Annotated in this window: 10 protein-coding genes; 7 read left to right on the top strand and 3 right to left on the bottom strand. The window is 63.4% G+C overall.

All coding sequences use genetic code 11. The features are described 5' to 3' along the window. The first annotated feature begins 303 nt into the window (after positions 1 to 303). The 4 genes from ACYVGC_RS03325 to kdpC all read left to right on the top strand — a co-directional run bounded on the left by ACYVGC_RS03325 (position 304) and on the right by kdpC (position 5,705). On the top strand, positions 304 to 1,563 hold the full coding sequence (locus ACYVGC_RS03325) for a cation:proton antiporter (protein ID WP_460582354.1): 1,260 nt from the start codon (positions 304 to 306) through the stop codon (positions 1,561 to 1,563). A gap of 138 nt (positions 1,564 to 1,701) precedes the next feature. Continuing rightward, on the top strand, positions 1,702 to 3,054 hold the full coding sequence (locus tag ACYVGC_RS03320) for an outer membrane beta-barrel protein (protein ID WP_460582353.1): 1,353 nt from the start codon (positions 1,702 to 1,704) through the stop codon (positions 3,052 to 3,054). Between the two features lie 174 nt (positions 3,055 to 3,228). After that, a complete protein-coding gene (kdpA, locus tag ACYVGC_RS03315) occupies positions 3,229 to 4,938 on the top strand; it encodes a potassium-transporting ATPase subunit KdpA (protein WP_460582352.1) in 1,710 nt (569 codons plus the stop codon). 203 nt (positions 4,939 to 5,141) lie between these two features. Next, complete coding sequence (kdpC, locus tag ACYVGC_RS03310) at positions 5,142 to 5,705, top strand: potassium-transporting ATPase subunit C (protein WP_460582351.1); 564 nt, start codon at positions 5,142 to 5,144, stop codon at positions 5,703 to 5,705. A gap of 93 nt (positions 5,706 to 5,798) precedes the next feature. Here the strand turns inward: kdpC and ACYVGC_RS03305 are convergent, their stop codons facing one another. Then, the gene (locus tag ACYVGC_RS03305) at positions 5,799 to 7,688 is read right to left on the bottom strand and encodes an alpha-amylase family glycosyl hydrolase (RefSeq protein ID WP_460582350.1); all 1,890 of its coding nucleotides are present in this window, start codon (positions 7,686 to 7,688) and stop codon (positions 5,799 to 5,801) included. Positions 7,689 to 7,928: 240 nt separating this feature from the next. Between ACYVGC_RS03305 and ACYVGC_RS03300 the strand changes: the two genes are divergently transcribed. Next, entirely contained in the window at positions 7,929 to 8,396 is a 468-nt protein-coding gene (locus ACYVGC_RS03300; RefSeq protein ID WP_460582349.1) for a hypothetical protein, read from the top strand. 76 nt (positions 8,397 to 8,472) lie between these two features. On the opposite strand, the gene ACYVGC_RS03295 is transcribed toward ACYVGC_RS03300, so the two are convergent. Then, positions 8,473 to 11,817 carry an IPT/TIG domain-containing protein gene (locus ACYVGC_RS03295; RefSeq protein WP_460582348.1) on the bottom strand — a complete coding sequence of 1,115 codons (3,345 nt, stop codon included), beginning with the start codon at positions 11,815 to 11,817 and terminating at the stop codon, positions 8,473 to 8,475. A gap of 325 nt (positions 11,818 to 12,142) precedes the next feature. Beyond that, positions 12,143 to 13,534, bottom strand: a complete 1,392-nt coding sequence (locus ACYVGC_RS03290) for a T9SS type A sorting domain-containing protein (protein ID WP_460582347.1) — start codon at positions 13,532 to 13,534, stop codon at positions 12,143 to 12,145. Positions 13,535 to 13,745: 211 nt separating this feature from the next. Between ACYVGC_RS03290 and ACYVGC_RS03285 the strand changes: the two genes are divergently transcribed. Both ACYVGC_RS03285 and ACYVGC_RS03280 read left to right on the top strand, forming a co-directional pair. Continuing rightward, a complete protein-coding gene (locus ACYVGC_RS03285; protein ID WP_460582346.1) occupies positions 13,746 to 14,159 on the top strand; it encodes a DUF6960 family protein in 414 nt (137 codons plus the stop codon). Between the two features lie 58 nt (positions 14,160 to 14,217). After that, positions 14,218 to 15,132, top strand: a complete 915-nt coding sequence (locus tag ACYVGC_RS03280) for an urease accessory protein UreD (RefSeq protein ID WP_460582345.1) — start codon at positions 14,218 to 14,220, stop codon at positions 15,130 to 15,132. Positions 15,133 to 15,145 lie beyond the last annotated feature (13 nt).

The following is a 15,145-nucleotide window of genomic DNA, read 5'->3' as shown; positions in this document are numbered from 1 at the left end:
GCCGGCCGACCGGTTGTCGTTGCGCAGCCCCGTACCGGTCAACGACAACCGGTCGGCCGGTTCGCGCCGGCGGACCGGCTAAGGGGCCCGTCAGGCTTAAACCTTCCTCCGCGGTACGCTGGTCCGCAACTTGGATTAGCCACGCGCCGGGCGCCCGGCGGTAGAAGTTAACGGCTATCGGAAAGCGGCGGGACTATGCCCCATGTCTGCACCAACGGGCAAAACGCCGGATATTTGCGGCGGGTGCCCGCCAGCTGTTGGCCCGCCGGCCGGCGAAATTTACTGGGTTTTGGGTCCGTTGCTATGGAGTTATACTACACGTTTTCGCTGCTGCTGGTGGTAGCCGCGGCCTTTGCTTACCTCAATTTTCGCTTTTTGCACCTGCCGGCCACCATCGGGCTGATGGTGCTGGCGCTGGTGTCGTCGCTGGGGCTGGTAGGGCTGGGGCGGCTGGGCGTGCCCGTGGTGCTGCAAGTAGTGGAAGTAGTGCGTACCATCGATTTCAACGCCGTGCTGATGCAGGCCATGCTGAGCCTGTTGCTGTTTGCGGGGGCCATTCACCTGGATGGGCGCAGCCTGGGGCGGCAGCGCGTGCCGGTGCTGCTGCTAGCCACGGTGGGCACCCTCATTTCGACGGGCATGATAGGCTGCGGGCTGTATTTGCTGCTGCCGCTGTTTGGGCTGCCCCTCGATTTTATCTACTGCCTGCTGTTTGGTGCCCTCATCTCGCCCACCGACCCCATTGCCGTGATGGGCATTCTCACGCAGGTGGGGCTGCCCAAGGAGCTCGAAATTCAGATTGTGGGCGAGTCATTGTTCAACGATGGGGTGGGCGTGGTGCTGTTTGCCACCGTGCTGGCGCTGGCCGGCGGTGGGGGGGAGGACGTGGGGGCCGGGCACGTGCTGACGCTGCTGCTGCGCGAGGGCCTGGGCGGGCTGGCGCTGGGCGCGGGCCTGGGCTACGCGGCGCACTGGCTGCTCACGTCCATCGACAACTACAAAATCGAGGTGCTCATTACCCTGGCCCTGGTGCTGGGCGGCAACACGCTGGCCATTTACCTGCACACCTCGGGGCCGCTGGCCATGGTGGTGGCCGGCCTGGTCATCGGCTCGAAGGGCCGGCGCGACATGTCGGACACCACCCGTGAGTACGTGGATAAATTCTGGGAAATGCTGGACGAGATTCTCAACGCCCTGCTTTTCGTGCTAATGGGCCTGGAGATACTGGTGCTCCACATCAGCTGGCTGCACGTGCTGGTGGGGCTGTGCACGGTGGCCATGGTGCTGGTGGCCCGGCTGGTGTCGGTGGGCTTGCCGCTGAGTTTGCCGCAGCTGCGGCAGCATTTTACCGGCCACAGCCTCACGGTGCTCACCTGGGGCGGGTTGCGGGGCGGCATTTCGGTGGCGCTGGCGCTTTCACTGCCGCCCGCCATGCCGCGCGAGCTGCTGGTGGGCATCACCTACGTGGTGGTGGTGGTGTCCATTCTGGGGCAGGGCCTCACCATTGGGCCGCTGGCCAAGCGCCTGCAACGGCCCGCGCCGGCCACGCCGGTAGCGGCCTAGCGTTTTACACGTGGGCCTAGCATTTCGCTAGGCCGTGTGGGTAGCTAAAAAGGCCAACAGGGCTTCAGTAGGCCGGTTTTTGCGGATTGGTACCGTGTTGGCAATGGGGCGGTAACACGTTCAGTGTTTTTCCGCACCATGAGTTTTAGTTTAGTTACGGGCCTGCTATTGAGCAGCGCCTTTGCCGCCGGGCAGGTATCGCTGACCGGCACCGGCGGCGGCAACCCGCCCCCCGCCGATACCACCACCCGCACTACCAACGGCCGGGCCTTGCCCGCCCCACTGCCGTCGCTGCCGTTTCCGAGCGGCGAGTGGGTGGGCCCCGTTATTGGGGCCCCCGACAAAACGGCCCTCTACCCGCTGCAAAAGGCGCTGGGCGGCCAGGCCAGCAGCAAGTACCGGGTGTATGGCTGGCTGAACCCGTCGTACACGTTCAGCACGTCGAAGAATTCCAACATTCCGGTGGCCTACAACATCCAGCCCAACAAGCTGGTGATGAGCCAGGCCGTTATCCGGTTTGAGCGGATAATGAATACCATGCAGACCGACCACGTGGACTGGGGCTTCCGCTCGTCGTACCTCTACGGCATCGACTACCGCTACACGCTGGCCAAGGGCCTGTTTTCAAACCAGCTGCTGAAGAAAAACAACCTCTACGGCTTCGACCCCATTGAGCAGTACGTGACGCTCTACGTGCCCAAGGTGGCCCAGGGCCTCACGCTGCGGGTGGGCCGCTACATTTCGCCGCCCGATATCGAGGCCCAGCTCGCGCCCGACAACTACCTGTTCAGCCACTCGCTTACCTTCAGCTACGACCCCTTCACGTTTACCGGGGCGCTGGCCGCGCTGCGCCTCTCGCCCCAGGTAACGGTGGAGCTGGGCGTGCACGCCGGCAACGAGCTGGTGCCCTGGAGCGAGTCGGCCAAGCTCAACGGCCAGGCGTTTGTGCGCTGGGTGGCCAAGAATAATAATAACTCCATCTTCGGGGGCATCAACTCGCTGGGCGAGGGCAGCTACTCCAAAAACCACGACAACGTGCAAATGGGCGTGGCTACCTGGGGCCACCGCTTCAGCCCCAAGGTGCACATGATGACGGAGGTGTACTACCTCTGGCAGCACGACGCGCTGGCCGGCGGCACCGTTATCGAAGGGCCCGACCGGCCCTGGGCCGGCGCGGGGGCGGGGGCGCTCATTCCGGGCCTGTCCGAGTCGGTGGCGGCCGTCAACTATTTCCAGGTGCTGCTTTCGCCCACGAGCTACCTATCGGTGCGCAATGACTTGCTGGATGACATCGACGGGCAGCGCACCGGCAATAAAACCGTGTACAGCAGCCACACCATCGGCTACATCCGGCACTTTGGGGGTGGCCTGTTCACCCTCCGCCCCGAGGCCCGCTACGACCACGCCTACGCCGCCGGCCTGCTGGCCTACGACAAAGGCACCCGCCGCGACCAGTTTACCGCCGCCCTCGACCTGATTGTGCACTTTTAAGTTCCTGGTTTCTGGTGGGAGGCGGTGGGCATTGCGAGCGCAGCGAAGCAATCGCACCCGCACGACACCCGCACGACTCGTTCAGGTGCGATTGCTTCGCAGGCTCGCAATGACCATCGCCTCCCACCAGAAACCAGGAACCCCAAACCAGGAACCAGAAACTAAAAACCCAACATGTCTATTTTTAATGCGCTGCTGCTCTTTGTGTTGCCGGCGCTGCTGGCCTGGCCGGTGGGCCGCTACCTGGCCCGCGTGTATGCGAGCGAGCGCACGCTGCTGCACTTCCTCACGGCCCTGGAGCGGGGCTGCTACCGGGTGGCCGGCATCCGGCCCGCGCACAGCATGACGCTGGGCCAGTACCTGCGGGCGCTGCTGGCCGTGAACGGGGTATGGCTGCTGTGGGCCGTGGTTATCCTGTTGGTTCAGAATAGATTACCCTTCTGGAACCCCGACCACATCCCGGCCATGGAGCTGACCCAGGCCCTGCACACGGCCGTGAGCTTTATCACCAGCACCAATGCCCAGCACTACGCCGGCGAAACCGGGGCCTCGTACTTCGCCCAGCTGGCGGTGTTCACGTTTTTGCAGTTTGTGAGCGCGGGTACCAGCCTGGCGGTGGGCGTGGCGGTGGTGCGCGCCCTGGGCCAGCGCGAAGGGAAGACAGTCGGCGTGGGCAATTTTTACCAGGACCTCGTGCGCTCCTGCGTGCTGGTGCTGCTGCCGCTGTGCTTCGGGTTTTCGGTGCTGTTTCTGCTCACCGGCGTGCCCATGACGTTTGCCGGGGCCGGCCACTTCACCTCGCTCGAAGGCGTGGCGGGCACCGTGGCGCGCGGCCCGGTAGCGGCCCTCCTGGCCATCAAGGAGCTGGGCTCGAACGGGGCCGGGTTCTTCGGGCCCAACTGCGCCCACCCCTTCGAAACGCCCGATTTTGCGGCCTTCGTGCTGCACCACTTCGCGGTGCTGCTGCTGCCCATGGCCTTCGTGTTTATGGTGGGCTTTTATTTGAAGCGCACCCGGTTTGCGGTGCTGGTTTTTGGGGTGATGACGGCCGGGCTGCTCCTGCTGCTGGTGCCCGCCGTGGTGGCCGAGCTGCACAGCAACCCCGCCGTGGCCGCCCTCGGCCTCGATGCCCGCGCCGGCAACCTGGAGGGCAAGGAAATCCGCTTCGGCGTGTTTCACACCGCCTACTACAACGCCCTGAACATGGCCGTGCCGGCCGGCACGCTGGCCGGGGCCCAAGACAGCTTCCAGCCCCTCACCCAGGTGCCATTTATGCTGCTGATGCAGATTGACGCCTTTTTTGGCGGGCTCGGTACCGGCTTCCTCAACTTCTTTATCTACCTCGTTATCGCCGCCTTCGTGGCCAGCCTCATGGTGGGCCGCTCGCCCGAGGTGCTGGGCAAAAAGATTGAGGCCCCCGAAATGCAGGCCGCCACGGTAGTGGCCGTGGCCCAGCCGGTGGTGGTGCTGGCCAGCGCCGCCCTGGCCGCCTGGGCCTGGGCCAGCACGCCCGCCGCGCCCACCACCCTCAAGTGGCTCGGCAACCCCGGCGCGCACGGCTTCACGGCCATGCTCTACGAGCTGATTTCGGCGGCGGCCGGCAACGGCTCGGGTTTCGGGTCGCTGGCCAGCAACACGCCGTTCTGGAACCTGGTGCCGTGCCTGGCCATGCTCAGCGGGCGCTTTGTGCCGCTGCTGGGGGCGCTGTTTATTGCGTCCCGCCTGCAAGCCAAGCCCTACACCGAGCCGGGCGCGGGCGCCATCCGGCTCGACAGCCTCACGTTTGGGGTGCTGCTGCTGGTGGTTATCGGCATTCTGGGGGCGCTGCTGTTTTTCCCGGCTCTCACGCTGGGGCCGCTGGCCGAGCATTTCGGGGGCAAGTAGATTGCTTGTTATGTACAAGATTGATTGACAATAAGTTAGCTAATAATTATTGTCAAAAGGAAGGTCATGCTGACGACAGGAAGCATCTCTACCGCTTCTGCCGGGCCGTTTGACGAAGCGACCAAGATGCTTCCTATTGTCAGCATGACCTTCCTTGTGCAGAGAGAAAAATCATTAAATCGCCTCCTTACCAACTCCTTGTCATGACTGATTTTTTTCGTCCGATTATCCTGAGTGGCCTGCTGCTGCTGATTTTCGGCTTTGCTTTCCCCGGCTTGCTGTGGGCGGTGGGCAAGCTGCTGCCCGAGCGGGCGGCCGGCTCGCCGGTGGTAGTAAACGGCCGCACGGTGGGCTTCGCTCGCATTGGCCAGCAGTTCACGCAGGCGCGCTATTTCCAGGGGCGGCCCTCGGCGGTGGGCTACAATGCGGCCGCCACCGGGGCGTCTAACCTGGGGCCGGCCAACCCCGATTTTCTGGCGGCCGTGCGCGCCCGCCTCGATACCTTTTTACTGAAAAACCCCACCGTTACGCGCCAGCAGGTGCCCGTAGAGCTGGTAACGGCCTCCGCCTCGGGCCTCGACCCCGACCTCTCGCCCGAGGCTGCCTACGTGCAGGTGGCCCGCGTGGCGCAGGCCCGCCGCCTGCCCGCCGCCCAGGTGCGCGCCCTGGTAGCTGCGCAAGTGCAAGGCCCGTGGCTGGGCTTTATGGGGCCGGCGCGGGTGAGCGTGCTGCGCCTCAACCTGGCCCTGGATGGCCAGCAGCCCTGAGCAGCGCGGAATAAAGTAGCCCAAGTAAAAGCCCCGGAACGATGACGTAAGCACGTCACCGTTCCGGGGCTTTTGCCTGGCTAGGAAATCGGGTTAGCGCGACAGCACCACTACCGCGTAGGGCCCCAGCGCGAAGCTGCCGTGCTGCGGGTAGCCGTCGTACTTGCCAGCCTGGGCTTCGGTACCCGAAGTGGGGAAATCTTGAAAGTCAGCATCATAGCCCGCCCAGTCTGAATTGAAACGCACCGTCCAGCTACCGGCGGCGGGCAGGCCGATGGTATAGTTTTCGTGCATGCGGTTGGCGAAGTTGGCGATTACGATAGTGGCGTCCTCCACCTTGCCATCCCAGCGGGCAAAGGCAATGACTTTGTCCGTGTCGTTGATGTGAAACACCTGGCAGCCCTGGCCGCGCAGGCCGGGCGTCACGCCGTGCAGGTCGCGCCGCAGGGCAATGAGGTCGCGGTAGAGCTCGGTGAGGCCGGCGTGCGCCTCGGCCCAGTCCCACTCCAGCGGCTCGGTATCGTTGAACGCGCCAGGAGCCAGAAACTCCTGGCCCTGAAACAGCATCGGGATGCCGGGGGCCGTGAGCGTGAGGGCCGCGCCGAGCACGGTGCGCTTCTTGGCAAAGTAGTTCTCCACATCGCCGGGCACTATTTCCTCGGGCAGGCGGCTCTTGCCGTTGGCCACTTCATCGTGGCTTTCGGTGTAGATAACGCGCTGGAAGGCATCGCCATTGTAGGCTGTGCACACGGCGCGGCTCACGGCGTGCATGTCACGGTCGGCATCGGCAAAGGTTTTGAGCGCTTCGTGTATCGGATAGATAAACGACGACGACCACTGGGCCGAGAAGCCCTCGCCGCCCTGCTCGATGGCGGCGGTAATGGCGGGGTTGCCGCGCAGGTCTTCGGCGATGGTGATTTTCCAGGGCTGGCGATTGCGGATTTCCTCGTTCAGCCAGCGCATCAGCGTCCAGCCATCGGGCAGGTCGGCACCGGGGTCTTCTTCGCCTTTCACGTTGCGAATGAAGGCAATGGCATCCATACGCAGGCCGTCGCAATGGTAGTCTTCCACCCACATCAGGGCATTGTCCAAGATGTAGCGGCGCACCTCGGGGCGGCCGTAGTCGGGGCGGTTGTGGCCCCAGGGCGTTTCGGCGCGCCAGTCGTTGTAAAAATAAATGCCGCCGCCGTCGTTTTCCTGCCAGCCATCAAACTGCCACAGGTCGAGGTCGCCGGGGCCGAAGTGGTTGTACACCACATCCAGAATCACGGCGATGCCGTGTTGGTGGGCGGCCTTCACCAGCTCGCGGAAGGCTTCGGCTCCGCCGTAATCGCTTTCCAGCGCGAAGGGATTAGAGGGGTTGTAGCCCCACGAATATGCGCCTGGAAACTCGGTGGCGGGCATAATCTCGATGCAGTTGATGCCCAGGCTTTGCAGGTAGCCGAGGCGCTCAATCACGTCGCGGAAGGTGCCGGGGTGGCCGGCTTCCTTGGCATTGAAAGTGCCGATGTGTAACTCGTAGATAATGAGGTCGTTCCAGACGGGCATTTGAAAGCTGTCGCCTTCCCAGTCAAAGTCCTGGGTATCAAATACCAGCGAGTGGCCGGCCGAGTTGGTGACGGCGCGGGCGTAGGGGTCGTTGCGGGTCAGCTCGCCAGCGGGCGTGGTGAGGGCAAATTTGTAGCCGTCGCCAGCTTTTACGCCGGGCAGGTCGGCGGCCCAGTTGCCATCGGCCTCGGCCCGCAAGGGGTGGGCGGCGCTGTCCCAGTCGTTGAATGTGCCAATGACTGACACGGCCGTGGCGGCCGGCGCCCATACCCGGAAGGTGGTGCCCGCCGCGTGGGGCAGGGCCCCGAAGCCATCGCGCACGGGGGCAGTTGGCGCAGGGGTAGCAGTAGTTTTAGCCGAAGCGGTAGGAGTAGCGGTAGCACCAGGAGCCGCTGCTTTGGCGGCCTTTGCCTTAGAAAGGGTAGGGGTAGACATAAAAAAAAGCCCCCGCGCGGGCTCTGTAATGCTGAGCCTCACCGGCGCGGCTGGCAGGTTAAGTGAGGCTTGTACGCAGGCTAACCGGATTAGGATATGCCCGCCGCCGCCGCCACTAAGCCGGCTAGCAAATTGCCGGGCCAGGGGAACTATCGCCCGCCCGGCGCGGTTGCGCGCCCACCCTGCCCAGCTTATCGCCTTACATAGGATAGGCTACCCTTTGCGAGCAGCCTGTTGCCTATGGACGTTGCGCTACCCCCCGATAAATTTACCTGCGCCTACGAGCCCGCCACCGCCACGCTGCGCGGCAGCTGGGCCGGGCCGGTGGCCGCCGCCACCCTGCCCGCTTGCTACACCCAGCTGCTGGCCGTGGCCCAGGCGCACGGGGCGTGCCGCTTCTGGCTCCTCGACATGCAGCGGCGCGACTGGCACGATGAAGCCTTTGTGCGGTGGTTTGGCGAGTGGTTCATTCCGCAGGCCAGCGCGGCGCTGGGCCAGCCGCTGTTCATTGCCTGCGTGGTGCGGCCCGGCCAGCGGCCTCAGGTGGAAGATGGTCGCACCGAGCTGCTGCTACGCCGGGCGGCGGCCCACACTATCTTTCCGTTCTATTTCGACAACGCCGCCAACGCCCAGGCTTGGCTGCGCGACCAGCAAGCCAGCGACCAGCCGCCGGCCCGCCGGGTGGCCACCAGCTACCAATCGGTTTAAGTATTGCTAAGACCCACCAGCAAAAAGACCCTGCGCAAGAAGCTGCGCAGGGTCTTTTTGCTGGTGAAGGGAGGCGTTATTCTTTCACGAAGCGGCGCACCACCCGGCCCGCATCGGTGTGCAGTTCCAGCAGGTAGACGCCGGCCGGCAGCCCGGCCACGGCCAGCGCAGTGGTGCCGGCCCGCGTGGTGCCGCTCAGCACCGTTTGGCCGAGGGCCGTGCGCACCAGGTAAGCGGTGGGCTGCTCGGTGAGCAGGCCGAGGTAGTCGTGGGCGGGGCTGGGGGCCAGCACCAACTCGGGGGTAGCAGGTGCGGTAGCGGCCACGGCCACGGTGGGCGAGTAGGCCACGGTGCTATCGGCGTCAACCTGCCGCAGGCGGTAGTAGAGGCGCGCTACGGGGGCGGGGCGGTCGAGGGTGGTGTAGGTATGGGCCTGCGCGCTACGGCCCTGCGCCGCCACGCTGGCCACGGCCACAAATGCGCGGCCATCGGGCGAGCGCTCGACCACAAAGCGGGCGCTGCCCAGCTCCGAAGCAGTGGCCCAAACTACCTGCACGCCGCGGGCCTCGCGGGTGGCCGTGAAGCTGGTCAGATGCACCGGTAAGGGGTTTACAGCGTTGAGGTTATCGCTATTCGTAGCCCCCAGGGTGAAGTCAGAAAACGAGGTGATATTGCCCGACATGATGGTGCCACTGGCCGTGGGGCCGGGAGTGGTGGTGGCCACGCCCGCGTTGCCCACGTTGGCCCAGGGCACGGTGCTGTCGGCGCGCTTGGCCACTACCAAGCCGAGGTCGTTGGGCGCGGTTACGCCATCATCGGTACCAAAGGTGAGCGTGACGCTGCCCGCAAAGCCCGCTGGCTGCGTGGGCACCGATGCGGCACCAGGCGCGGCGGCAAACGGGCTAAGCGTGAACGACCGCACCCGGCTGATGCGGGCCAAGTCGGTGCCACTGGCATCGGGGCTGGCCAGCGTGGCGGGGGTGGGCCGGCCCTCCAGCTGCTCGGCCCGGTAATACGTCGTGCTGGTTTGCGTGCGGATGGTCAGCGTGAGGGGCCGGTACGCCGCGCCTTTGCCCACCGGAAAAACGTAGGCAGTGGCGTTGCTCACCGGCCCTACCAACCGCACCAGCGGCCCGTTTACAAAGCTGGCATCCGAGCCGCCCGCCACCGTGGCGGCGGCGGGCAGCGTTAGCACGTTGGTAGCATCGGTAGCCAGCAGGCCCGCCGTGAGCGTGAGGGTGCCGCCCACCGTGAGGGGGCTGGCCAGGGTAGCCGTGCTACTGGCTGAGCGATTGAGCGTGAAGTTGTTAAGCTGCTGAAAACTTGGCTCAAATGCCAGGCTGCCCAAGGGGCCGGCACCGCCAATAACCAGGTTCATAGTGGCCGCGCCGTTGAGGGTACCGCTGGTGCGGGTAGTTGTGCCGTTGAGAGTGAGGGTGTTTGTATTGCCGATATGGATGCTGCCTTTATCTAGTGTGAGCAAGCCATTAACTGTCAGATTTGACGGGATTTCCAATACGTCATTAATGGAAGAAAAACGGAAGTTGTTTACCGTGGTAGCGCCGGGTGTCAGGCGCAGCGTGCCAGTAAGGCTACTACCGGTATTCTCCAGGTCTATAGAGGAGGAGGCCGACGGCGTAATGGTGCCCAGGCCATTCGTAGCGGTGTTACCTTCAAAGATTGTGGCCTGGCCGCCGCTGGTGAATTTTAGCGTGTTGGCGTTGAGCTGCAAGGTGGTACCAGTTGCCAAAAAGTAGCCACCTGTCACGGCATTGCCCAGTTCCAGGTTGGTGCTGCCACCAGTGTCCGAAAGGATAGCCCCTCCGCCCGAAGTTATCGCATCTAACTCGAGCAGAATGATGTCGTTGCCGTTGCCCGTCAGGGTCTGTGGGCTAGCAGACAAGAGTTTAAGGAAGATTTTGTTGTCAGAAACAGGCAGGAACGAAGCGCTATTGAGTAGCGTAAGGTTGCCCCGCAAGGTAATGGTAGAGGGAAAAGAGGGCGCAGCAGTGGCAATAGCCCCCGCCACCAGGGCAGCGTCGAGCGTTAGGGTTCCAGGCACTACGGTGCCGTTTCTGGAAGCACTTGCATCCCGGGCAAAGCGCTTGGTGCCACCGGTCAGCTTCAGGTTTTGCAGGGCGAAGCCACTCGCCGTAGGCAAAGTGGGTAACGTATAGTCGCCGGCCTGCGCAAAGTCGATGGTGCTGCTGGCATCCTGCACGCCCTGCCTGATATTGGTGTAGGCGGCGGCGGTGCTGTTTTGAATAATAAGCGTGCTGCCGGCCGCCTGGTCCAGCCCACCCGTAAGCGTGTAGCTGGGCGGAATAATGAGCGAGGCATTGGCCGCCAGCACTACCTTGGAGCCCGTGCCGGTAATAACCCAATCGGCAGTGAAAGAGCGGTTTAAGCCATTGACAACATAAGCCGTGTTGCTGGCCGCAAAGTTGACCGGGGCCGCCCCGCTGCCATCTGCGTTTGCCCCAAACGAGGCGGGCAGGTTGAGCGCCCCGCTGGCTTTGCTATAAAACGTTGTGGGCGTGGCCGTTATCGTAAAGTTGGTGGCCGACGTGGCCGTGCCGCCGGGGGTGGTCACGCTGAGCAGGCCGGTGGTAGTGCCCACCGCCACCGTGGCCACGAGGGTGCTGGCATCCGTCACGCTGAAGCTGGCCGCCGCCGTATTATTGAACCGGACGGCGGTAGCCCCCGTGAAGCCCGCACCCGTGACGGTAACCACCGAATTTATTGGGCCGCTAGCGGGTGTGAAGCTGGTGATGGTTGGGGTGGCCGGGCAAACAGTGGCCGTAGTAGCAGAGTTGCGGGGTGCCGCGGCTACCAGCGTGAAGTCAGCGCCATTGTTATTACTATCAGTACAACCGTTGTTTTTGCGTGTTATGGCAAGCGTATTATCACTTGGCCCAGGGGCTGCTCCCGTACCTTCAAAACAAGTAGTAGATGAGCCATAGCCCACAAGGTCAAGTAAGTTGGCTGTCGGGCACGCACCTGTTAAAGTGGCAGTGCCAGTAATTAAAGCAACCTTACCCGACCCAGCCGCCAAGTTGGGCAAACCAGATGCCTCCGGAGTTGGTAACGCTGCGCCGCCTGCCGCAGTGATACTCCCGCCTATCAAGTAGTAGCCTCCGGCCACGATAGAGCCAGACAGTGAGACGCTGCTCCAACTGCTGCTGCTGCCGGCTGCTGCGTACTGCACGGATAGCCCGGCCAGCGACTGGCTACTTGATGAAATATTGTGCAACTCCACAAAATCGCGGTTGAAAGAGGCCCCACCATTGCCGCCACCACCATATACTTGGCTAATCACGACCGGTGACTGCCCCCAGCCCAGCAGGGGAAGCAGTAGTAAAGCCAATAGATACGCCGAGTAGCGCCGCAAAAAAGAGAAATGGGTAAACGCTGTTTCCATAAAAAGTGTCAGTGCGTAAGAGGAACTATGAAGAATAATCAAAGAAATCAATCTCAAAGATACTAAGGACCAGCTGCACGCTAGTTCAGAATTAGCTTTTTAATGCTTTTTATTCATCCGAAAAGTCAATTAAGTGAGTCTGCTACTTGATTTGTAAAATAAAGTATTGATTATCAGTAAAATGCATTTTGACATTCGCACATCCGGCAACTAAATTTAATTTCAAGTGCTACACAGCCGTAGCACTACCACCGGCCCAAATGGGCACAAAAAAAGCCCCCGCTTGCGGAGGCTTTTTTTGTATAAAAATCTAAAGGTCAGCTAGTTAATCAACCTTGCTAATGCGGTGGGTTAGGCTGCCATCCACGGTGAGCAGGTAGCTGCCGGCGGCCAGGCCAGCCAGGCTCAGCTGGCCCGAGGCGGGCAGGGTAGCCGTGCGCACGGGGCGGCCCAGCAGGTCGCGCACTTCGGCGAGGTGGCCGGCCGCCGAGCCCGTAGCCAGGCTGATGGTGAGCACATCCTGGGCCGGGTTGGGGTAGAGGGCTAGCTGGCCCTGGGTGGCTTCGGGGCGGGCGGCCAGGGCCGTGGCCACCGGGGCGGGGGCCACGCCGCGAAACGCCGTGTTATTACCGGCCGTAGCAATGGCGGCGGGTAGGGCAAGGGTGCTGGGGGCAGCGTTGTAGCCCGCGTTGTCGGTCACGGCATACAGGCTGCTGGCACTGGTAGCCAGCAGCGTAACGGTGGTGCCGCTGGTGCTGCCCGTGAGGCCGCGCAAGGCGGCGGCGGAAGTGCCGATGGTGCCATTCAGCGTCCAGGTTGTACCCACCAGACTCCACTTCTGGATGCCGCCGGGCGTAGTAGTAGCATTGCCATCATCAGCTACGTACAGCACATCGGGGCCCGCCACGGCAGGGCTTTGGTCGGTGAAAAAGAAGGAATATGGGCTAGCCGCTACGGCCGTGCCACCAGTGGGCACTACGTTGGTCAGCAGCGTTTGGGCCTGGCCACTGGTGGTGGGCAGGCCCGTGCCCACCTGCGATACGCCGTAGGTAGGCGTTGAGCCGGAGGTGACGTATAAATTACCCCCAAAGATGTTGATTACCCGGTCGTTGGTGGGGGAGCCGGTCGAAATAGTGGTGCTGGCGGCGGTGTTAGCCAGCGGCACGTAAACTACGCCGCCCGAGTTGCCCACGGCATAAAAGGCTGACCCATTGGCCGAGGCTGCCCCACGAATATTTGCCCCCGCCGACGTGGTACCGCTGAACGCATCTGTAATGCGGGTGGTGGTGTTGATGGTGCCATCGGCCGCGATGCGCCCAATAAGCCGGTTGGTGGTGGCCGAGGCAGTGTTGGCGAGCGTCAGGGTGCCGGGAGGGGCGTTGTAGCCGGGCAACACGAGGTAGCGGCCATCGGCCGAGCGCGTGAGGCCGGCATCGGTACCCGACGACCCGGTTTCAGTGAGGGCCAGGTTGGGGCTGGCATCGGCCACGGGCAGGGCAATAGTTTGCACCAGCCCGCCCGCCGCCGTGTATTCAAGCAGGAAAGTAGCCGTGGCCGCTGAGGTTAGCGCGGCCGTGCCATCACCCACGCGGGCTACCACGTAGTTGCCCGCCGTAAAAGCGCGGGGCGCTTGGGCCTGGGCCGTGGAGATGCTCAGCAGGCCCGCGGCCGCGCTCAGCAGCCCCAGCTGCTGCAAAAAGGAAGAGAGGTTTTGCATAAAAGTATTTGCAAATGCAAGAGGTAAAAAGTGAATGCTAATGGAATGATTAGCAAAAATAGCAGTATAGCCCGCCGGATGGCCCGCGCCAATGTTAGCAAATTGTTAACTCCCTCAGCCGGGGGGCAATTGCAGGCAGCCGGCTGGCCAGCGGTAACCCCGGCCGGCTAGTTGCGGTTAGTAGGGCGGCTACGCCCGTTCTTTACCTAATATGCCCCGTCCCCGTCCCGTTGTTTTTGGTTTGTATGCCTGGTCGCCCGAGTATGGCTACCGTTACCTGCACCCCGCCAACCGCCGCTCGTTTGAGCTGCTGGAGCCGGTGGGGAAGGTATTTGAGAAAGTGAGTGACCTCGACGATGACTCCGACTGGATAACGCTGCGCTACGACGAGCAGCAGTTTCTGGTACGTGGCGAGCTATTCAAAGAGCTGTATAACAAGCCCGCTTTCGGCTTTGGCGATTTGGTAGAAGAGGTACGGCCCGCTCCCGGCCAACCTGCCCACCAGGGTCTGATTTCCGATATTTACTGGAGCGAACGGGAGGACCGCGCCACCTTCCAGCTGGTGGAGCGCAAGCGCAAAGTGGCCCGCATTTTCGAGCCTGAAGAGCTACGCAAAGCCGAGTAGCGCGCGCCCGCCCGTCGGTGTAAAGCAATGCCTGACAATCGTGCTGACATTTGCGCCGATGCCCCCAGTTCCTTCCCTACCCAGCGGCCCGCCCCCTCCAAGCTGCGTGCTGCCCGCCGATGACGCCACCGCCTGGAGCGCGCTCACCGTGGCGCAGGTGCGGCAGCAGTCGCGGCTCGTGGGTAGCCGCAGCGTGCAGCCGCTCAAGATTATCAACCCGAAGTCGACTGGCCCCGCCTGCCACGCCGTGCTGGCCAGCTACGGCGGCGGCCTGGTAGCCGGCGACCGCATCCGGCTGCGCGTGCGCTGTGAAGAAAGTAGCCGCCTGCTGCTTACCACCCAGGCTAATACCCGCATTTTCAAGTCGATAGATGGTCAGCAGGCCGAGCAGATTACCGAAGGCCACCTGGCCGAAAACGCCCTGGCCGTGGTACTGCCCGACCCGCTGGTGCCCCAGGCCGCCAGCCGCTACCACCAGGCCCAGCACTGGCACCTGGCCCCCACCGCCACCCTGCTGCTGGCCGACTGGTACCACGCCGGCCGCACCGACCTGGGCGAAAGCTTCGCCTTCACCACCTTCGCTACCGAGCTGCGCGTGAGCGTGGCCGGCCGCCTGGCGCTGCTCGACCGCTTCGCCCTGCGGCCCGAGGAGCACCTGGCAACTTCGCAGGCCACATTCGGGTCCTACCAGTCGGCGCTGAATATCTACCTGGTGGGCCCGCCGGCCGGCGCACAGTTTCGGCAGCTAGCCGCCGCGCTGCGCCAGCTGCCGCCGCCCGGCCAAACCGAGCTGCACGCCAGCCTGGCCGGCCGCCCCTACGTGGTGGCCGTAACCCAGGCCCGCGACAACGTGCTGCTGGTGCGGGCACTGGGTATGTCGCGGCGCGATTTGGAGCCGGTGTATCAGGCGGTGGCGGCGGTAGTGGCGGCTGATAATTTGCTGGGATTTAATGTCTTGCAGCGTAAGTACTAATAGTCAGTAAGTT

The sequence above is a fragment of the Hymenobacter arcticus genome (genome assembly GCF_054779975.1).
The sequence above is the reverse complement of the archived record's forward strand: the minus strand, read 5'-3'. Positions and strand labels throughout refer to the sequence as shown.

Coding starts and splice junctions, on each gene's coding strand:
- ACYVGC_RS03325 (WP_460582354.1), top strand. CDS start 304: ATGGAGTTATACTACACGTTTTCGCTGCTGCTGGTGGTAGCCGCGGCC.
- ACYVGC_RS03320 (WP_460582353.1), top strand. CDS start 1,702: ATGAGTTTTAGTTTAGTTACGGGCCTGCTATTGAGCAGCGCCTTTGCC.
- kdpA (WP_460582352.1), top strand. CDS start 3,229: ATGTCTATTTTTAATGCGCTGCTGCTCTTTGTGTTGCCGGCGCTGCTG.
- kdpC (WP_460582351.1), top strand. CDS start 5,142: ATGACTGATTTTTTTCGTCCGATTATCCTGAGTGGCCTGCTGCTGCTG.
- ACYVGC_RS03305 (WP_460582350.1), bottom strand. CDS start 7,688: ATGTCTACCCCTACCCTTTCTAAGGCAAAGGCCGCCAAAGCAGCGGCT.
- ACYVGC_RS03300 (WP_460582349.1), top strand. CDS start 7,929: ATGGACGTTGCGCTACCCCCCGATAAATTTACCTGCGCCTACGAGCCC.
- ACYVGC_RS03295 (WP_460582348.1), bottom strand. CDS start 11,817: ATGGAAACAGCGTTTACCCATTTCTCTTTTTTGCGGCGCTACTCGGCG.
- ACYVGC_RS03290 (WP_460582347.1), bottom strand. CDS start 13,534: ATGCAAAACCTCTCTTCCTTTTTGCAGCAGCTGGGGCTGCTGAGCGCG.
- ACYVGC_RS03285 (WP_460582346.1), top strand. CDS start 13,746: ATGCCCCGTCCCCGTCCCGTTGTTTTTGGTTTGTATGCCTGGTCGCCC.
- ACYVGC_RS03280 (WP_460582345.1), top strand. CDS start 14,218: ATGCCCCCAGTTCCTTCCCTACCCAGCGGCCCGCCCCCTCCAAGCTGC.